Genomic DNA, 19,818 nt, shown 5'->3' with positions numbered 1-19,818 from the left:
ATGAGCTTCTTCTCCAGACCGCATGCCGCCTCCCGGCCCCCGGTGATTCCCAAGCCGAAGATCCGTCCCGTGCGCAACCGCAATGAGTTGTTGCGCCGCTACCGGAAGCCTTTGGCCATCGCCTGCGCGCTGCTGGCCTTGGCGGGCGTGCTCAATGTGTTTTCCTCCGGGCAATTAGCGCAGCGCGAGGTCGTGGTGGCGCTGAGCGACATTCCTGCCGGGTCCCGCATATCCGCCAACCAGCTGACGGTGCAAACGGTGCGGCTTGCCCCGGAAGATGCCGAAGTCTTTGAAAGCATCCATGCTATCTCGGGGCAACGGGCAGCCGTGGCACTGACTGCCGGAACGGTGCTGCGCAACTATTCCTTGGTGGGGCCACAACTTTTGACCGGTTCGCCGGAAGGCACCGTGGCCGTTCCCTTGCGCTTGAGCGATCCTGCCACCGTGACGCTGCTCCATCCAGGGCAACTGGTGGATATCGTATTGACCACCGGAGATGGCTTTGAAAAGGACATCAGCTCGCAGACCATCGCCAAGGCGGTGCCCGTGCTCTGGGTTCCGGATAATGCCAGCAGCTCCGAATTCGGCATGCTCAGCGGCGCGGCTCCGACCGGTGAAGGAATTGTGGTGGTCGCGGCGGCCAGCAGCCTCTCGGATGATCTGGCCGGGGCAGTATCGCGCGGCAAGGTTTCAGCCGTCTTGGTGAATTAGGAAATCAGCCCCAGTGCGGCGGCTTCTCGCGCTTCATCATTTCAGCCAGGTCTTCCTTGGCGTCGCCCCAGTTTCTCGGGTCCTGGTCTTTGGCCAGCAACTCGGACAGCGGATCGGCGGCCGGCTGTTTGGCGCGGGACGCCGTCGCCGCAGCAGAAGTCTCGGCGGGCTGGTGGCCGGCTAACGCCCGGTTCACGGAGTCTGAATGCGGCACTGGCGCGTAGCTGCCGGTGAGTTCAACGCGAGCAGTCAGATGCTGTGGGGGTGCGACAACGCGCGGCCGCTTGCGGCGGCCGCGCGTTGGTTCTTGCTCAGAAGTCATTACTTCTTTGGCTCCGGATCCTCGTTCTTGCTGGTAGCCGGGACAGGGGCTGGAGTCAGTGGCTTATCCGCGCTGTCCTTTGCAGGAGCTTGGGCAGCTTCAGCTTTGGCACCGCTTTCAGCAGCTGGCGCTTCCTGCTTGGTCTCGGCCTTTGGTTCCAGTCGTGCCTTGGCCGACTTGAGCAGATTGGACTTTTCCTTCGGCGTTTCCGCCTCGGTGGTGACTTCACGGGCCGACACCGGCCGAGCGGCGGCCACACCGGTACGGGTCGAAGCCTGGGCTGGGGCCGCAGGCTTTTTCAATCCCAGTGCATGGGCCAGGCGATCGGTGACAGCACCCGGATCGGTGAAGACGTCAATGGTCCACAGCGGAACATAGCGCCAGCCGTGCTTCTCGAAGAATTCCGGGCGCAGTCGGCTGCGTTCACGCACGGTCAGTCCGGCATAGTGCTCGGTGCCGTCGTAGACCACAGCCAATGGGCGGATGCCGCTGTGCGCAGAGTCGTAGGCGTGAGCCGACAGGTCCAGCACACCGCGGTAGTCCTCGGAAACGATGGCACCGCTTTCGCGCAGGCGGCGGGCCAGATCGGAGACCAATGGATCGAAGCGCGGATTGCGCATCGAGCTGACTCCGGAATCCCCTGCCTGCACGCGTCCGAACAGTTCGAAGAACTGGCGGGCACCACGGTAGACGCGGTTCAGGTCCACGTCTTCGGGCAACAGGCTGGACACCAAGGTCATGCGGGTCCGCGATCGGGTCATGGCGGCGACGAACAGCTGTTCGCCGCCCTCGCGGGACAGTGCACCGAATTCGTGCAGGGTCTTGCCGTGCGGAGTACGTCCGTAGCCCCAGGCGAAGATGACCGAGTCCCGGCGCAGGCCGATCAGTCGGTCCATGGTGGTCACCACGAATGGTTCGCGCTTGGAGCGCAGGTGCTCCATCGCGTACTTGTGGTTTGGCAGCTGGACACGGATCGCTTCGGCGATGGCCGAGGCATGGCTGCGGTTCGAGGCAATGACTGCCAGCGATTCGCCCCCGTGGTTCTTGAAGTGGGCGAAGACCAGATCCACCACGCGCGCCACTTCTGCTGCGGTGGTCTGCACACCGTCTTCGCTGCTGGACAGCGAGCCGGTGGCATCTGGCACGTATTCGCCGCGCAGCAGCGAGGAGTCGCCGGTGAGGTTCACCGCCATTGGCAGGCGCGAGAGCGCCGAATCGTAGTAGGTGGCGGACAGCTGTTCCACCAGGCCTTCGTCAATGCCGCGGTACACGGTGGACAGCGAACCGGTCACCAGGACCTTGTTCAGGGCTTCCAGCGCGGAACGTTCCACGCTCTGCTCGCGAACTCGTGCGGTCGGGTCTACGGAGACCTCGAAGCGCTTCGGACCGCCCAGCATTTCATCGCCAATGGCAATGACCTGGCCGGAGCGGCGGATCGCATCCAGGACTTCACGCAGGGTGAGGTAGTTGGCTTCCAGCAGGATGACCGCATCGAACTTCGTGTCCTCCGGCAGGGCGCTGCCCAGCAGCAGCGGAGCCGAGACGATGACCGGGGTCAGCGAATTGGCCAGCGGTGCTCCAAGATCCAGCAGCCCGGCAATGCTCGGGGTTCCGCCCTTGAGCATCTCGCGCAGCGCGCGGGAACCGGCTCGGTGGTCAGCCAGCGCTGCCTTCCAGTTGCGAGTCAGCGCCCAGCGGATGCGCTGCGGGCCGGCAGCGATGTGCGCGCCGTCAGCCAGACGGTAGTCAGCCTCGATCTTCTCCAGCTTGGAGCCATCATTCATGGCCAGGAAGTCGTCACCGGAGATCATGGCATCCAGCACGGACTGCCACCAGGCAAGCTCCAATTCGCTGTCTACCTGGTCGGCGTCGATCTCGCGTTCGGCGAAGTCATCAAGCAGGTCGCCCAGCCCGGCTTCGGCCAGCTGCTCGGAGATCAACGTGCGCTCGGGCAGCTCGCCCAGGTCCTCGCGGCGCTCGACCAGCGCTGCAATCACCGAGAGCAGCTCCTTGATGGGCATTTCGCGCAGGCGCGAGCCCAGGGAGGACGGCAGCATTTCGGCCAGCTTGTCGATGCGGGCACCGGCGTCGTGGTATCCGGCTTCAACATCCAGCAGGCCGCCTGGGACCTGCGGGTTGCGCTGGCTGGTGGCAATGGCTCGCCAGGCATCGCGCTGGACCGCCACCGCCTGCAGAGCGGACTGCAGGTCAGCTACGTGCATGCCCGGGCGGACGTATTCCTTGGCAATCTTGCGCAGCCGGGAACGGACAATGGAGCCCATCTCCACGCCGTGCTCGCGGCGCCATGCGCTGGTTGCGGTAGCGGCGATCAAATCATCGATGTCGCCCTCGAAGATGTCGGCCTCGAACTTGTCCAGCGATCCGCGGACGGAGACCAGCAACTGCAGCTGGTCTCCCCACTTGTCGTAGCTTTCTTCCAGGCGGATCTGCGAACGCTCGGCGATCTGCAGCATGTGCTCATGCAGGATGGGCAGGTCGCGGCCCAGCCCGCTGGCCAGGTTCAAGGCCTTTTCGGTGGCTTCGGTGTTGCGCAGCGGTGCACCATGCCATGGGCTGGTGGTGTGCATCTTGGAGAAGGCGCCAAGCTGCGCTGCGCGCTTGAGCTGTGCGGCAACATGTCCGCGCTGGCCCATGGAATCCAGCACCGAACGCTTCAGGCGCACGGTGGTGGATGGCGCTGGTTCCAGTGCGGAGAGACGTGCCAGTTCCTGCATTGCCTGGTATGGCGAGCAACCCCAACGGCTGCGCACCGAGTGCAGCGACTTCACGTGCTCGTGCAGTGCGTGGCGGGATTCGCGCAGGCGCTTGAACATGGAGCCCAGCTGCGGCTCGGCAGCGCGTTCGTTGCGCAGAATTGCCTTGGTCATCATCGCGCGCAGCGCTTCTGGATCCTCGTTGGGTTCCAGCAGCATGCTGCCTGCATCCAGGTGCTCGTTGAAGCGGGTCACGAATTCTTCGGCGGCAGAACGCTGTTCCGCAACCACCAGTACTCGCTTGCCCTGGGCGGCCAGCAGCGCGGCTGCGTTCAGCGCGGTCTGGGTAGCACCGGTACCGGCAGCGGCGTTGATGGCCACCGATTCACCGGCAGCGATGTAGTCAAGCATCTTGGACTGGGACTCATCCGCGTCCAGCAAGAACAGTTCATCTTCCGGATCACGGTCATCAGAAGACTTGGCAATGGTGGTGGTTCCGGTGTGGACCTTGCGGGCAGAAGATCCTTCGGAGGCAAGGCTCTGCTTACGCGAGCGCGCGGTTTCCTTGAGAATGTTCTTCACGCGGCTCAGGCGGGAGCCGGCAGCTTCATGGCCCTTGGCATCGGCGGCCTGCGCTTCAGGCTGCTCTTCGTCCTGCTTCTTTTCAGCGGCAGACTCGTCCTTGGCTTCTTCAGGCTTTGAGCCCTCGGTTTTGGAAGCGCCCGGCTTGGAAGCGACCAGGTTGGCCAGCGCTTCGGAGGTCTTGCTGCTTTGGCTGTTCCCAGCCTGCTTTTCCGCGGAGTCGTGACGAATTAGCGCCTCGATGACCGGGTGGGACCCATTGAGCTTGGCCGGGTCAGCTGGGTCCATCAGCTCGGAGAAGGTGGAGAGCAGCAGGCGGTGGCCCACCACTACGCCGGGAACCTCGGACATCTGGTGGCGCAGGGCATCCATTCCGCGGACCGGGTCGAAACGGGCGATGGAGTACGCTTCGGCGTCCACCGCGGCGACATCGACCTTGGCGTTGTGGTCGGCTTCGAATTGGCGCACGAAGGCCGGGGATACGGTGGCGCGGCCGACCAGCTGCAGGTCGTAGTCGTCAGCATCAACGTGCTTGGTCAGTGTGATGCGGCCGAGCATGATGGGAGCCGAGACAGGCTCGCTCTTGCCATCGTGGACCGCGCGCCAGTTGGCGACACCGGCGGCCAGGTAGCCGACGTCGATGCCGCGTTCTTCCCACAGTTCATTGATCTTGGCCGAGAGCGCACGGGCAGTGCGGCGCGCGGTAGCGTACTGGTCCGCATCGTGCAGCAGCGTGGACAGGCGGGTACGCCGTCCGGCAAGGAACTGGGCCAATCCCGATGGATTGGCATGGGTTATGTCGATGCTATTGGAGGTCGACGGAGCAAATCGCAGGGTGGTATCCGCCCCGGCACTCTGTCCCAGGGATTTCACCCAGGCAGCTACACGCTCGGCGGCAGCATTCTGTCCACTAGTCACGACAGTCATTCCCTTCACTGAACCGACCACATTCGGGCGCACCACAGGTGCAGATACGCCTCTTTCTAACGTAGTGCACGCACCGTGCAGAACCGGTGCGCGAAACACGTTTTAACTGCGGGAAGCGGAACCGGCGTACCGGATCCGCTTCCCATTCACCCGCCAAAGCGCAGTGAATTAGCAGTCTTGGGGATTTACTCCCACTCGATGGTTCCAGGTGGCTTGGAAGTAACGTCCAGCACCACGCGGTTCACCCCATCTACCTCGTTGGTGATGCGGTTGGAGATCTTCGAGAGCAGATCGTATGGCAGGTGCGACCAGTCAGCGGTCATGGCATCCTCGGAGGAAACCGGACGCAGCACGATTGGGTGGCCGTAGGTGCGGTGATCGCCCTGTACGCCTACCGAGCGTACGTCAGCGAGCAGCACTACTGGCATCTGCCAAACTTCGTCATCCAGTCCTGCAGCAGTCAGCTCGGCGCGAGCGATCGCGTCAGCCTTGCGCAGGATGGACAGGCGCTCTTCGTTGACGGCACCGATGATGCGGATGCCCAGGCCTGGGCCAGGGAATGGCTGGCGGCCAACGATTTCCTCAGGCAAGCCGAGCTCGCGGCCCACTGCACGGACCTCGTCCTTGAACAGGGTGCGCAGTGGTTCAACCAGCTCGAAGTCCAGGTCCTCTGGCAAGCCGCCCACGTTGTGGTGGCTCTTGATGTTCGAGGTGCCTTCGCCACCGCCGGATTCGACGATGTCCGGGTACAAGGTGCCCTGGACCAGGAACTTCACTGGCTCGCCCTCGGAAGCGGCCTCGGCGATGATCGCCGCTTCCGCTGCTTCGAAGGCGCGAATGAATTCGCGGCCAATGATCTTGCGCTTGGTCTCCGGGTCGGTGACACCGTCCAAAGCAGTCAGGAAGCGCTCGCGCTCGTCGGCAATGTACAGCTTGGCGCCGGTGGAAGCTACGAAGTCCTTCTCAACCTGCTCGGCTTCGCCTTCGCGCAGCAGGCCGTGGTTGACGAACACGCAGGTGAGCTGGTCGCCAATAGCGCGCTGCACCAGGGCAGCTGCAACAGCGGAGTCCACGCCGCCGGACAGGCCGCAGATGGCCTTGCCGGTGCCGACCTGGGCGCGGATGCGCTCGATCTGCTCGTCAGCGATGTTGTCAGCGGTCCAGTCGCCCTTCAGGCCAGCACCGTTGTACAGGAAATTCTCCAGGACATCCTGGCCGAACTCGCAGTGCTTCACCTCTGGGTGCCACTGCACGCCGTACAGTCGCTTTGCTTCATTTGCGAAAGCGGCAACCGGAGCACCAGCGGTGGTGGCCAGCACTTCGAAGCCTTCTGGGGCCTTGGAGACGGAGTCGCCGTGGCTCATCCAGACGGTAGGGGCCTGAGCGGCGCCTGCCAGGATGGAGCGGGCATCGCCCTCAAAGTTGGTTGCGGTGCGGCCGTACTCGCGCAGGCCGGTTTCGGCCACGGTACCGCCCAAGGCGTTAGCCATGGCCTGGAAGCCGTAGCAGATGCCCAAGACCGGCACGCCGGCTTCAAACAGGTCAGCCCCGACGGAAGGGGCGCCATCGGCGTAAACGCTGGAAGGACCACCGGAGAGGATGATCGCTGCAGGGTTCTTGGCCAGGATGGCTTCGGTGGACAGGGTGTGCGGAACGATCTCCGAGTACACACGGGCCTCACGTACGCGGCGAGCGATAAGCTGCGCGTATTGGGCCCCGTAGTCGACGACCAGAACCGGCTTATGTTCTGGATTGAGGGGAGCAGTAGTCACCGTTACAGTCTACGCGGTTCACTGCGCGCGAAACAGCCAAGGTGATGTCATCAGCGTCACCTAGTGGATTTTTGGCAAAGGCAAAGGGCAGATCTGTTCATTTTCGATGAACGGATCTGCCCTTTGGCAATGAATGCGGCCACGTGTCAGTAGCGCTTGGCGGCCTTTGGATGCGCGGCCAGCTCGCGGTCTACTTCTGCGTGCACCTTGGCTTCGGTCCAGAAGGAAAGGAACGGAACGACGCCGCCGAGCGCGATCGTAATGAAGCGCATGAATGGCCAGCGCATCAAGGTCCACAGGCGGAAGTCGGCAAAGAGGTACACCACGTATAGCCAGCCGTGGGCGATCAGGATGCCCAGCGAGAGGTTCAGTCCCCCGGCCACCTCGGCGCGGTTGTACATGCCGACGGCGTTGGAGGTGCCATCTACCAAGGTGCCACCCACGAAGAGTTCCAGGGACCAGAAGTACTTGAAAATCATTTCCAGCACGAGCAGCAGCAGCATCACGCCGGTGATGTAGGCGAAGACCTTGTAGAAGGTTGCGGCTGCACGGATCTGCTTAGGGGTGCCGCCGAATTTCCGCGGCTTCGGTGCCGGGGTGGTGCTGGACATCGTTAGTGATTCCTTCCGATTTCGGTAAGAAGTGCGGTGTGCGTGAAATGCTATTCGTTGCTGTTTCCAGCTTGGGTGGCGTTGCCGCCCTTGATATGTTTTTCGGCAGCGAGCTCAGCAATCTCGTCAAGATCCCGCTGGTAATCATCGCGCACCATGCGGTACCAGAGGAAGATGGCGAACCCTGCGAAGAGGACCCATTCCAAGCCGTAGAAAACGTTCAGCCAGTTGATCTGCGCTTCCTGGGGCTGCGGACCGACGTCGACAATTTCCAGGCCCGGCTGCGCTACGGTCTCGCCCTTGGCAGTGGTGATTTCGTGGGCCGTGACGAATCCTTCAAAGAGGACCGAATCCCAGATGTTCGCCAGCTGTGCCGAGGCGAGAGTTGGCAGCGTTGCGCTGCGCAGGTCTTCGCGGAATTCCGGGCCTTCGCTAGGCAGCAGGCGCCCGGTGATCTCCAGTTCGCCTTCAGGTGCCGGAGCTGGCTTGGTTGCTTCAGGCTGCCAGCCGCGTACCACCGCAATACCGGCGTCCTGGGCCGCGCCCTCGACCTTGAATTGGGTGATGACCCAGACACCGCGCTGATCGCCATTAAGCCGAGGCGCAATCAGCTGATCGGTGCCGGGGACGAATTCGCCCTCCATGGTGACGATCTGGTCTGCCTTGATGCCCAGCAGTTCCTTGCCGACTTCCTGATGCTCGATCAGCGCGACCGGCTTCTCGGTCTTGTCGATCTTGACCGGCGGCTCGGTTTCGGAGGCGCCGAACTGCCATCCGGACAAGAGAACGAATCCGGTGGCGAGAGCTAGCGCGGCAAAGAGGGCGCCGATCCATTTGGGCTTCAGAGCGGTTTTAAGCACACTCTAACGGTACTTCTATTTGGCGTAGAACTCGAAATGCGATGGCGTGAGATTAGCCCTGTTGCCTTATTTTCCGCTGGTGGAACCAACTTGCTTATTCATTCGTTGAGACCAAGCGCTTAAACGACACTGGCCCCACCCTTCGAAAGAAGAGCAGGGCCAGATCAGGATCCGCTAGAAGCGATCGGATTCGTACGGGGACAGCACGACGTCGACGCGCTGGAATTCCTTGAGGGTCGAGTAGCCGGTGGTGGCCATCGAGCGGCGCAGTGCGCCAACCAGGTTCGAGGTGCCGTTGGTCTCGTGCGATGGGCCGTGCAGGACCTTCTCCAGCGAGCCGACGGTGCCGACCTTGGCGCGGTCGCCACGTGGGCTGGCCTCGTGAACTGCTTCCATGCCCCAGTGGTAGCCGGCGCCTGGTGCTTCATCGGCACGGGCCAGTGCGGTACCGAGCATCACTGCGTCGGCGCCCATGGCGATGGCCTTGACGATGTCGCCGGAGTTCCCCATGCCGCCATCGGCGATGACGTGGACATAGCGTCCGCCGGACTCTTCGATGTAGTCGCGGCGTGCGGCTGCAACGTCGGCGATGGCAGTAGCCATCGGTGCGTGGATGCCCAGGGTGCGGCGGGTGGTGGAGGACGCGCCGCCACCGAAGCCAACGAGCACGCCGGCTGCACCGGTGCGCATCAGGTGCATGGCCGGGGTGTATCCTGCTGCGCCGCCCACGATCACTGGGACATCGAGTTCGTAGATGAACTGCTTGAGGTTCAGCGGTTCGGTGGTCTTCGAGACGTGCTCAGCCGAAACGGTGGTGCCGCGGATGACGAAGATGTCCACGCCGGCAGCGACAACGGTCTTGTAGTGCTCCTGGGTGCGCTGCGGGGTCAACGAGCCTGCAACGACAACGCCGGAGTCGCGGATCTCGGAGATGCGCGAGGTGATCAGCTCAGGCTGGATGGGAGCCGAGTACAGTTCCTGCAGCTTTGCGGTGATCTTCGGGTCGTTGCGGGTTGCCGCCTCGGACTTCAGGCTGGCAATTTCAGCCAGCACTGCTTCCGGGTCCTCGTAGCGGGTCCACAGGCCTTCGAGGTTCAGCACGCCCAGGCCGCCGAGCTTGCCCAAGGCGATTGCAGTAGACGGGGAGGTCACCGAATCCATTGGTGCGCCCAGGATAGGGGTGTCGAACTGGAAGGCGTCGATCTGCCAGGACACCGATACGTCCTTCGGATCACGGGTACGGCGATTCGGTACGATCGCTACGTCGTCCAGGGAATATGCCTTAGTTGCCCGCTTGCCGCGGCCGATCTCAATCTCGTTACTCACCTAACTAGGTTATCAAGATTCCCGGATAATCCCGCTTTTGATAGCGCATTGGCTTTAGGCGATGTTTCTGCGCTGGCTCTGGTGCATGGGGCCGCAAGTGGCACACCGGGACAACAATGCCCTGCCATCCGGTGAGTAAGATCACCGGATGGCAGGGCCTATGTTGAGCTAGGTTTACCTGGCTGCCTTGGATGCAAGCTTCTTGGCGGTCACGGCCAAGGAGGTGGCGGCTTGCTCTTCATAATCGGCAATGCGCTCAATCGCGTCAGCCAATACGGCGAAGTGCTCAGCACGCTTGGCGAACTCGGTCTCTGGATCAATCAGGTCCGCGAACGCATCCCACTGGGTGGTGAGCTGCTGGTAAGCATCTACGTGAGCTGCCAGCGCCGCCAAGCCTGGAAGTTCCGCCGCTTCCGAAAGGAACTCCGCGTACAGGCCGCGCAACGCGCCCTCGCCGCTGAAACGCGTGTCGGAGAAGAAACCTGCGAGCTGGTCCAAGCCGTTGGCCAGCGCTTGCTGGCTTGCGAAGATCTGGGACCAACCGGTCTTGGACTCGTTATCGCGCAGTCGCGTGGCCAAGGTGCGCATGCCGGTAATGCCGAAGTTCTTGGCAAAGTGCACTGGAACCCCGGAAAGCTCGCTGGTGCCCAGCAGGCGAGCGGTGGTTTCCCCAATCGCCTCGACAGCATTGGCGGCCAGGGTCTCGGCCTTCGGCGAGCGCGAGGACGGGATCCATGCCTGCCAGTGCTTTTCCTTCTTGCGCATCGCACGGGCGATGGCCAGTTCCTTGGGGCTAATAAGGTTCAGCGCACCTGAACCGTCATCTACCATCAGGTCTTTCTTGTGCTCGCCAACGACGACGAGATCCAGGGTCTCGGCCTCATCAACCGTGTTGCCGTCAATCCATGGCAGCGCGCTGATTGCCACGCGAACCACCACGGTGCGGCCTGCGTCCAGGGCAGCGTCCATGTATTCGACAGCGCGTTCGGCTGAGCCGGTGGTACGTTCGGTCACCGTAGCACCGCAACGAGCCAGCAGGTTCTGTGTATAGGGTTCCGGGTTGTGGCGGGTCACCAAGGTTACTGCAGTCTCTTCGCCGCCTTCATGGGTAAAAGCCATGAAGCCGATACCGCCGGCAAGGCCAGCGAGCAATGCCTGGCTCAGCGGTTCGCCGGTGTGCTTGTTGGTGACGCCAGCTTGGACTAGGACTCGGTGCCAGAGCGCAGCATCGTACTGGATGACATCTTTTGGCGCTGGGTACTCAGGCAGTTCGTCAGCTGGCGAAGCAGCCGGAGCGTTCTTGCCTTTCTGCTCCTGCGCCTTGGCCTTTTCGCGTGCTTCCTTGGCGTAGTCGCGTGCGGCGGCAGCGCGAGCGGCCCGGGGGCTTTCAGGCTTGCCGGCCAAGATGTTCTTGCGCGCGGTGGTGTAGCTCTCCCCCGTGCGTTCCATACGCTGTCGGGTTTGCTTCTTCAGGTTGGCTGGCTGGCCCATGTACTGATTGTCCTTCCGTCACCGGCGCATTGGCGCGAGGTTTCCCGCACGCGCAGGGAAGCGCCGCCATCGAACAAGTCTACGTGTCCGCGGCGAGCGAGTCCCGCGATGTTCTAGTGGGATTGGATACGCCACGGCGCGCGCCAATGCGCGGCGTCAAACTGGGACTAGGACAAAACAAGGCTCCATCTATGCCTGCATGGGGCAGGACAGATGGAGCCTCGAGTCTGTTTGATTTTGTGCTGCTATTCAGGCCGAAGGCATTTGGCGCCTAGAAACCGACTTTGTCGCGCCCCTTGAGCTCCAGCATCTCCCGGGCTTCCTCGGGAGTCGCGACCTCGAAATTCAGTGCTTCCAGTATGGTCCGGATACGGGTCACTTGCTCGGCATTGGAAGCGGCGAGCTGCCCCGGTCCGATCCACAAGGAATCTTCCAGCCCAACACGTACATGCGATCCCATGGCCGCTCCAATGGTAGCTAACGGCATCTGGTTCTTGCCTGCACCGAGGATGGACCATTCGTAGTTCTCTCCCAGCAGGCGGTCAGCCGTGCGGCGCATATGCATCAAGTCTTCCGGATGCGCCCCGATGCCGCCGAGCAGACCGAAAACCGACTGCACGAAAAGCGGGCCACGGGCCAGGTCGCGCTGGTGGAAATGACTCAGGTTATTTAGGTGGGAAATGTCGTAGCATTCGAATTCGAACCGGGTGTCATTGGCGTTACCGATTTCCAGGATCCTCTGGATATCGGCAAAGGTGTTCTTGAAGACCAGATCCCGTGAATTTTCCAGGCCTTCTCGTTCCCAATCGTGTTCGAACTCCGTGAACCGGTCCAGCATGGGATACAGTCCGAAGTTCATTGATCCCATATTGAGCGAAGCGAGTTCAGGTTCGAAGGTTGCCACCGGAAGCATGCGTTCTTCGACGGTCATATGCGGGGAGCCACCGGTGGTGATGTTGACGATGGCGTCGGTGCCGTTCTTGAGCTTCTCCAAGATCGGTTCGAAATGCTTGGGATCCTGAGATGGGCGGCCGTCCTTGGGATCACGCGCGTGCATGTGGACTATGGCCGCGCCAGCCTTGGCGGCGCCAAGCGCAGCTTCGGCAATCTCATCGGCGCTCACCGGCAGGTGCGGCGACATGCTGGGGGTATGGATAGCGCCGGTGACAGCGCTGGTAATGATGACTTTTCGCTTGTTTTTCAAAATACGCCTTCCTAGTACAGTTTCTCGGTGTTGCCATCGACTGCCATGGCCTGGCCGTTGATCCGAAGTGCCATCGGGCTGGCCAGGAACACCGCCATATTGGCGATGTCCTCGGCCTCGACCAGCTTGTTGAGCGATGACTGCGCGTGGTACAGATCGGAGACTTCGTCCACCGGACGCTGGAGCATTCGCGCCTTCGCCTCGATGACGGATTGGATGCGCGGGCCATTGACTGCCCCCGGGCAGATGGCATTGACCCTGATTCCTTCACCGCCGAGCTCGATGGCAAGCGTCTTGGTCAGCCCGATCACTGCCCATTTCGATGCCGAGTACGGACTGCGACCTGCCATGCCCAGACGGCCAGCGGCCGAGGACAAGTTGATGATGGATCCGCGGGTGGACTGGCGCAGCAACGGGAGCAAGTGCTTGATGCAGAAGAATTGTCCGTGGACATTAATATCGAAAGTCGTCATCCAATCTTCGGATTCAAGAGTCTCGATAGGCCCGGTAGGACCGGCGATTCCGGCATTGTTCACCAGGACGTCCAGTCCCCCTAGAGACTGCTGGATCTGATCGGGCAATCCACGTACCTGATCTTCATCCGACACGTCGCTCACGGAGGCGGCAAAACCCGCCGACGCGGCGGTACGCACTGCTTCAGGATTGATATCCGTAACGAAGACTTGTGCGCCATGGTTCCTGAACTCTTGAGCGATCGCCAGGCCGATGCCCGCAGCTCCAGCCGTGACGAGAACCCGGAGTCCGTCAAAGTCCATTTTCATGTTATGGGTATTCATTAGAGTTCGTTGCTCCTTAGTTAGATGCCTAGTGGCCGGACACAGCGGCTTTAGCGGGATCCTCGGTGCCTTGCTTGAGCTTGAGAGTGAGCAGTGCGCCAACGGCGCAGATCGCGACAATGAACCAGAGGCCCGACATCTTGCTTCCAGTAGCTTCTTCCATCAGCCCCATGATGTAGGGACCAAGGAATCCGCCGAACAGCCCGACGGTGTTCACGAAAGCAATGCCGCCAGCCAGAGTCGCACCGGAAAGGCGGGTTGCCGGGTAGGTGAACAGGATCGGCTGCAACGCGAAGAAGTTGAACGCGGCTAGCGAGAAGCCGATCAGTCCGAGCACCGGTCCGCCAAGCGCACCGAGGGTGAACCCGGCAACGATGCCGGTCATGGTTGCGCTGGCAACGATCCGCGATCGCGAGCCATTGGTGGCAAGTTTGGGGATCAGCAAGGCGCCTGCGGCAGAGAAGACCCACGGTATCGAGGTGAGCAAGCCGATCTGGATGGTGGATAGCTCTCCGTATGTACCGATGATCGAAGGCAAGAAGAAGCTCAATGCGTAGACTGCGATCTGGTGGGAGAAGTAGATCGCAACGACCAACAGGATCTGCTTGTCCTTGAGAACATGGAGAAGCTTGGAATTTCCAGCAGCCTTCGCGCCGGCGATTTCCTCAGCCGCGATTCGCGCTTCCAAGTCCTCGGCCTCGGCCTGGGTGAGGAATTTAGCTTCGGTGGGCTTGTTGGGCAGGAGTTTCCAAACTGCGATAGCCAAGAAGCACGCTGGCAACCCCTCGATGATGAACATCCACTGCCATCCGTGCAACCCGCCAACGCCGTCCATAGTCAGCAGCAGGCCGCTCAGTGGCGCCCCGATGACGTTCGCCAGGGCTACGCCGAGCAAGAAGAGTCCGTTGGCCCGGGCGCGGTCTTTGACGACAAACCACTGGGTGATGAAGTAGATGACTCCCGGGAATAGGCCCGCCTCAGCGATGCCCAGCAGCATGCGCAGGATATAGAAGGACCACTCCCCCTGGACCAGTGCCATGCAGGCAGACAGGATTCCCCAAGTGATCATGATCCTCATGATCCAGAACCGTGCGCCGACCTTGTGCATGATCAGGTTTGAGGGAATCTCCGAAAGCGCGTAGGTCAAGAAGAACAGCCCGGCACCCACGCCGTACGCTGTAGCCGAGATACCCAGATCGATTTCCAACCGGTCTTTGGCCATGCCGATATTCGTGCGATCAATGAAAGCCATGACATAGGCTGCGATCAGCAGCGGCATGATGCGCCGGAAAATCAGCTTGTTGAGCATTTCCGGTGAGCGCATCCGACGTGTCGCGTTGGTAGTTTGCACGGTCAGTTCCTTCCGCATGCAGGCATGACGAGTAGAGGGCACCAGGCCCTTGGCTTTGAGAATGTCTAGTGGTGAGCTAGAGGGCAGGCATTCGCCCTGTAGCAGGGCACCCGCAAGTCCTACCGATATGGAGGCTGTGCTCGCAGATCGTGTGCTTGTAGGTGTTCCGCGGCTCGACGATCTGTTCCAGGAGTAGCTCGAAGGACCTTTCCGCCATGTCTTTCACCGGCTGGACAATTGTTGTCAGCCCGATGATTTTCGAGCGGCTGTGCCTGAGTCCGTCACAGCCGACGATCGCGACATCCTGTGGAATGCGCAGGCCCAGCGACAGCGCATGCTCCATGACACCAATGGCAATTTCATCCGATCCGCAGACCACAGCCCGTGGCGGATGCGCCGAGCTGAACAATCTTTTGGCGGCCAGCTGCCCGCCTTCCGAACTGAGCTTGGTACTGATCAGGCGTTCTCCCGCAACCCGGACACCCCTTTGTTGGGCAACCCGGACAAAAGCCTGTTCGCGCAACAAAGACGCAGTAGAGGAACGCGGCCCGATGACAGTGGCCACCTCCGAATAGCCGTGATCCAGAACGTGGGACATGAGTTCCCCCGCAGCCGCGTCGTCATCGATCCCGACGAAATCACCAGGCAGATGCTCGGAATTGCGCGACAGGCAGACATAGGGAATTCGTTTCTGGCGAAAGGTCCTCAGAGAACGCGAATCTTCCTTGATTGCAGCGGCGATAATGACGCCATCAACATTCCGGGCAGCCAGGGTACGAGCAACTTGATCCAGCGCCTCGGGGTCGTCCCCCGTTGTTGCGACAAAGACATCGAACCCGGCCGCGGCGGTGGCATTGATGATGTGCTGTGCCCAGATCGTATACATCTGGTTCACGATGTTCGGCAGCACTAGGCCGACCACGCGGGTCAGAAGCGGGTCCTGCTGCTGCCCATGGTTGGCGGGACGGTAGCCAAGTTCGTTCGCCACCTTCAGCACATGGCGCCGGGTCTCAGGCGAGGCACCGGGTCGACCGTTCATGATGTAGCTGACCGTTGCAGAAGAGACCCCTGCAGCTCGGGCAACAGCAGCAGCAGAGACACGCGCTGGCCGAAGCGATAAATGCGACTGCGTGGTCAACGCGCACCTCCATTGGTGAAATCGGATAAGAACCTGCGAATGCTTGTGATCACCATTACATGGCATGGAAATACGTTAAGCAACATTAAGCTTCAAAAGCTAAATCTTCTGAATCACCTTATTCATGCACCTGAAGCACCGGGTGCAACCGGAGATAGGACGCCTAGCCACTTACGATTGCTTAATGCCGAACCGCACTAGTAGCGTCCTCGAAAGGATGTGACGGTAGTCATATTCCTCTCCAGCAAATTGATCGGCCTACTCTTGGAGGTGCACGATGCTCACAACCGCAATGAAGCCTGTGACTCGTCTTGTCGAACGATGGATGCCATCAGCAATGGTATTCGCCGTCCTGCTGACGTTGATCGTGATGCTCATGGCATTGACGATGACCGATTCGTCTCCGATCGCCGTGGTAAACGCTTGGGGCGAAGGATTGACAGGGCTACTGGCCTTCATCACGCAGATGTGCCTGGCCCTGCTCTTCGGGCATGCACTGGCCCATACCCGCCAGGTCCAGGGGGTGCTGTCGAAAGTATCAAGCATTCCAAAGAACGCGGTGCAGGCCTACGCCTGGGTCACCCTGCTGACCTGCTTGGTGTCCTGGGCCCAGTGGAGCCTGGGACTAATCGTCGGAGCGATTCTGGCCAAGAGTATCGCCACCAGCTGCCGCGAACGCGGCATCAAAGTCCACTTCCCTTTGTTGGTCGCTGCCGCCTACACCGGCTTCATTCCCTACCATATGGGATATTCAGGGGCAGCCCCGCTGACTTCGGCCACTCCTGGCAGCTTCATCGAGGAATTCCTGGGTGCTCCGGTCCCGGTCACGGAAACGGTCTTCAGCTGGTGGAATATGACTGGCCTGCTCATCATGATTCCCGCGCTGGTCATCGGCATGGTGATGTCCCGGCCTAAGACCGACGAGGAGATCCTGGAGATCCCGCTCAGCAACCCGGATTCCCAGACGGAGGCCCGTCAAGCTGGGAAACCGGGAAGCCCGGCAGATTGGATTGAATCCAAGCGCTACGTCACGACCGGACTGGGACTACTGCTCAGCGTCTTCATCGTCGGGCACTTCATGCGCCTGGGCTTCGTTTTGACCTTCGACATCGTGAACTGGTCGATGCTCGCGATCATCCTCTTGCTGGTTGACTCCCCTGTAGCGTTGGCCGGGCTGATCAAGAACGCTTCGACAGTCACCGGCGAAGTGCTGCTGCAGTATCCGCTGTACGCCGGCATCCTGGGGATCGTGACAACGACGGGACTGATCACCGTGCTCAGCGATGCGTTCATCTCGATGTCCAACGCGAACTCATTGCCGATTGTCGCCTTCCTCGCCGCCGGCTTGGTAAACATCTTCGTGCCCAGTGGTGGCGGCCAATTCGCCATTCAGGGACCGATTTTCATCGAAGCGGCCAACGCCTTGGGCACGGATCCCGCCTTGATCATCATGGCAATCGGTTACGGCGACACCTGGACCAACATGATCCAGCCGTTCTTCGCATTGCCGATCTTGGCGATCGCGGGGCTCGGAGTGAGATCCATCTTGAAGTACACCTTTGTTTCATTGGTCATCAGCGGTGCGGTATTCCTCTTCATCTTGCTGTTGCCCACCTACATTTTCTAACGAGCACGCAAACAAGGAATTCCCATGAGTCTTGAACAGTTTTTACTGGCCAACCGTCACGTTTTGGTGACCGGAGCTGGCCGCGGCATCGGGCAGGCTATGGCACTGGCAGCCGTCAAAGCCGGCGCACGTGTCAGCGCAGTGTCCCGCACGGAGTCCCAGCTGGAGCAAACACGGCAGCTTGCCGGACTCGATGGGCAACGCCTGCACACCTATACCTGGGATGTAGCGCAAACCGGCAAAGCCAATGAACTTGTAGACCTTGCCGAAGGCAACGGTCCGGTTGATTCCGTGATCCATGCTGCGGGTGTGCAGCTGCGCAAGCAGGCCATCGATTTGGATCCTGAGGAATGGCGATGGGTACAGAAGGTCAATGCCGAAGCCCCTCTGTTCCTCAGCACCGAGATCGCGCGGCGGGAGATCTCCCGCGGCAGCGCGGTCGGAAGCCACGTCTTCCTCTGCTCCCTGGCAAGCACCATTGGGCTGCCCAATGTCGCACCATACGTCATGTCGAAGTCAGCCGTACTCGGAGCTGTCCGCGCGCTGTCCCGGGAATGGTCGCAACAAGGCATCCGCGTGAACGGCATTGCTCCCGGATACGTCCAAACGCAGCTCACTTCAGATCTCCTGGCCAAACCGGCAGACAGAGAACGAATTCTCTCACGGATCCCGATGAATAGGCTGGGGCACACTGATGACTTTGCCGGACCGGTGGTTTTCTTGCTTTCGGAAGCATCCCGGTACATCACTGGACAGATGCTCAACGTCGACGGTGGCTGGCTGGCCTCCTGAATCAGCTAGCAGAGATGCGAAAAACCCCATCGCCTCTGGCAATGCGCCAGTGGTGATGGGGTTTTCCGCATCAGATGAGCCTTAGCGCGAACGGTAGTTCGGTGCCTCAACGGTCATCATGATGTCGTGCGGGTGCGATTCCTTCAGGCCTGCTGCGGTGATGCGGACGAACTTGCCGCGTGCCTTCAGCTCGGGAACGGTGCGTCCGCCAACGTAGAACATGGTCTGGCGCAGGCCGCCCACGAGCTGGTGGGTGACAGCCGACAGCGGGCCGCGGTAAGGGACCTGGCCTTCGATGCCTTCAGGGATCAGCTTCTCGTTCGATGGCGCGTCAGCCTGGAAGTAGCGGTCCTTGGAGTACGAGGTGTTCTTGCCACGGGTTTCCATTGCGCCCAGCGAGCCCATGCCGCGGTAGGCCTTGAACTGCTTGCCGCCCATGAAGACCAGATCGCCTGGGGACTCAGCGGTACCTGCCAGCAGGGAGCCGAGCATGACCGAGTCGGCGCCGGCCACCAGGGCCTTGCCGATATCGCCCGAGTGCTGCAGGCCGCCGTCAGCGATCAATGGAACGCCAGCTGGAATAGCTGCCTTGGCTGCTTCGTAGATAGCGGTAACCTGGGGAACGCCCACGCCGGCAACGATGCGGGTGGTGCAGATGGAGCCCGGGCCAACGCCGACCTTGATGGCGTCAGCGCCAGCATCGATCAGTGCCTTGGCACCGTCATAGGTGGCTGCCTGGCCGCCGATGATGTCCACGTGCGCGGCCGCTGGATCCTTCTTCAGGCGTGCAATCATCTCCAGCACGCCCTGCGAGTGGCCATTGGCGGTGTCGACAACCAGTGCGTCAACTCCGGCGTCGATCAGGGTCATGGCACGCTCGTAGCCTTCGCCGAAGAATCCAACAGCAGCTGCAACACGCAGACGGCCTTCGTCGTCCTTGGTCGCCAGCGGGTACTGCTCGGCCTTGTCGAAGTCCTTGACGGTGATCAAGCCGGTGAGCTTGCCGTCGTTATCGATGAGTGGAAGCTTCTCGATGCGGTTCTTGGACAGGAGCTCGATTACCTTCTCTGGAGCTACACCGTCATGAGCGGTCACCAGCGGCATGCCGGTCATCACTTCGTAGACCTTGGTGGTCATGTAGCGTTCGCGAGGAACAAAGCGGGTGTCGCGGTTGGTAATGATGCCCAACAGCTTGCGGTTCTCATCTACCACTGGCAGACCGGAGACGCGGTACTGAGCGCACAGCTCATCCCATTCAGCCAAGGTGGCACCCGGGTGCACAGTGACTGGGTCGGTGATCATGCCCGACTCGCTGCGCTTAACCTGGTCAACCTGCTTGGCCTGGGACTCAATGGAAAGGTTGCGGTGGATCACGCCGATACCGCCCTGGCGTGCCAGCGCGATTGCCATGGGTGCTTCGGTCACCGTGTCCATTGCAGCGGAGCTGATGGGCACCTGGATGTTGATGCGCTTGGTGAAGCGGGTGGTGGTGTCCGCCTCCGAAGGAATCACATCCGTCGGGCCAGGCAACAGCAGAACGTCGTCGTAGGTGAGTCCTTCAAAGGCAAAGGGGTTGAACTCAGTCACGGGGGA

The 19,818-nt window shown here is 61.1% G+C and carries 15 protein-coding genes; 3 read left to right on the top strand and 12 right to left on the bottom strand.

What is annotated here, in order from left to right:
* Window positions 1–711 (top strand): RcpC/CpaB family pilus assembly protein, encoded by a 711-nt coding sequence (locus tag M2368_RS01120; RefSeq protein WP_498723922.1) that lies wholly within the window; start codon window positions 1–3, stop codon window positions 709–711.
* A 4-nt stretch (window positions 712–715) separates the two neighbouring features.
* On the opposite strand, the gene M2368_RS01115 is transcribed toward M2368_RS01120, so the two are convergent.
* The 11 genes from M2368_RS01115 to M2368_RS01065 form a co-directional block, all read right to left on the bottom strand.
* The gene (locus tag M2368_RS01115; RefSeq protein ID WP_105657597.1) at window positions 716–1,033 is read right to left on the bottom strand and encodes a hypothetical protein; all 318 of its coding nucleotides are present in this window, start codon (window positions 1,031–1,033) and stop codon (window positions 716–718) included.
* Window positions 1,033–5,256 carry a DNA helicase gene (locus tag M2368_RS01110; RefSeq protein ID WP_498723921.1) on the bottom strand — a complete coding sequence of 1,408 codons (4,224 nt, stop codon included), beginning with the start codon at window positions 5,254–5,256 and terminating at the stop codon, window positions 1,033–1,035. The genes M2368_RS01115 and M2368_RS01110 overlap by 1 nt, the downstream gene beginning before the upstream one ends.
* Window positions 5,257–5,441: 185 nt before the next feature.
* Window positions 5,442–7,028, bottom strand: a complete 1,587-nt coding sequence (gene guaA, locus M2368_RS01105) for a glutamine-hydrolyzing GMP synthase (protein WP_105657599.1) — start codon at window positions 7,026–7,028, stop codon at window positions 5,442–5,444.
* 146 nt (window positions 7,029–7,174) lie between these two features.
* Complete coding sequence (locus M2368_RS01100) at window positions 7,175–7,639, bottom strand: DUF3817 domain-containing protein (protein ID WP_105657600.1); 465 nt, start codon at window positions 7,637–7,639, stop codon at window positions 7,175–7,177.
* Window positions 7,640–7,689: 50 nt separating this feature from the next.
* The gene (locus M2368_RS01095) at window positions 7,690–8,499 is read right to left on the bottom strand and encodes an SURF1 family cytochrome oxidase biogenesis protein (RefSeq protein WP_426733886.1); all 810 of its coding nucleotides are present in this window, start codon (window positions 8,497–8,499) and stop codon (window positions 7,690–7,692) included.
* A gap of 174 nt (window positions 8,500–8,673) precedes the next feature.
* Window positions 8,674–9,825 (bottom strand): GuaB3 family IMP dehydrogenase-related protein, encoded by a 1,152-nt coding sequence (locus M2368_RS01090; protein ID WP_105657602.1) that lies wholly within the window; start codon window positions 9,823–9,825, stop codon window positions 8,674–8,676.
* 174 nt (window positions 9,826–9,999) lie between these two features.
* Entirely contained in the window at window positions 10,000–11,316 is a 1,317-nt protein-coding gene (locus M2368_RS01085) for a BtrH N-terminal domain-containing protein (RefSeq protein WP_105657603.1), read from the bottom strand.
* A gap of 271 nt (window positions 11,317–11,587) precedes the next feature.
* Window positions 11,588–12,520: a 3,5-dioxohexanoate:acetyl-CoA acetone transferase gene (gene kce, locus M2368_RS01080; RefSeq protein WP_181148847.1), complete on the bottom strand. Its 933-nt coding sequence runs from the start codon at window positions 12,518–12,520 to the stop codon at window positions 11,588–11,590.
* A gap of 11 nt (window positions 12,521–12,531) precedes the next feature.
* A complete protein-coding gene (locus tag M2368_RS01075; protein ID WP_498723920.1) occupies window positions 12,532–13,317 on the bottom strand; it encodes an SDR family oxidoreductase in 786 nt (261 codons plus the stop codon).
* Between the two features lie 28 nt (window positions 13,318–13,345).
* Window positions 13,346–14,668 carry an MFS transporter gene (locus tag M2368_RS01070; protein ID WP_286134195.1) on the bottom strand — a complete coding sequence of 441 codons (1,323 nt, stop codon included), beginning with the start codon at window positions 14,666–14,668 and terminating at the stop codon, window positions 13,346–13,348.
* A 76-nt stretch (window positions 14,669–14,744) separates the two neighbouring features.
* Entirely contained in the window at window positions 14,745–15,806 is a 1,062-nt protein-coding gene (locus tag M2368_RS01065) for a LacI family DNA-binding transcriptional regulator (protein ID WP_286134196.1), read from the bottom strand.
* A gap of 277 nt (window positions 15,807–16,083) precedes the next feature.
* Between M2368_RS01065 and M2368_RS01060 the strand changes: the two genes are divergently transcribed.
* Both M2368_RS01060 and M2368_RS01055 read left to right on the top strand, forming a co-directional pair.
* Entirely contained in the window at window positions 16,084–17,433 is a 1,350-nt protein-coding gene (locus M2368_RS01060) for a short-chain fatty acid transporter (RefSeq protein WP_483561939.1), read from the top strand.
* 24 nt (window positions 17,434–17,457) lie between these two features.
* Window positions 17,458–18,225, top strand: coding sequence for an SDR family NAD(P)-dependent oxidoreductase (locus M2368_RS01055; RefSeq protein ID WP_498723919.1), 768 nt, complete (start codon window positions 17,458–17,460; stop codon window positions 18,223–18,225).
* An 81-nt stretch (window positions 18,226–18,306) separates the two neighbouring features.
* Here M2368_RS01055 and guaB read toward each other — a convergent pair whose 3' ends face one another.
* Window positions 18,307–19,812, bottom strand: coding sequence for an IMP dehydrogenase (gene guaB / locus M2368_RS01050; protein WP_105657608.1), 1,506 nt, complete (start codon window positions 19,810–19,812; stop codon window positions 18,307–18,309).
* Window positions 19,813–19,818 lie beyond the last annotated feature (6 nt).

This window comes from Arthrobacter sp. JUb119 (assembly GCF_024807995.1).
Classification (GTDB): domain Bacteria; phylum Actinomycetota; class Actinomycetes; order Actinomycetales; family Micrococcaceae; genus Glutamicibacter.
The sequence above is the reverse complement of the archived record's forward strand: the minus strand, read 5'-3'. Positions and strand labels throughout refer to the sequence as shown.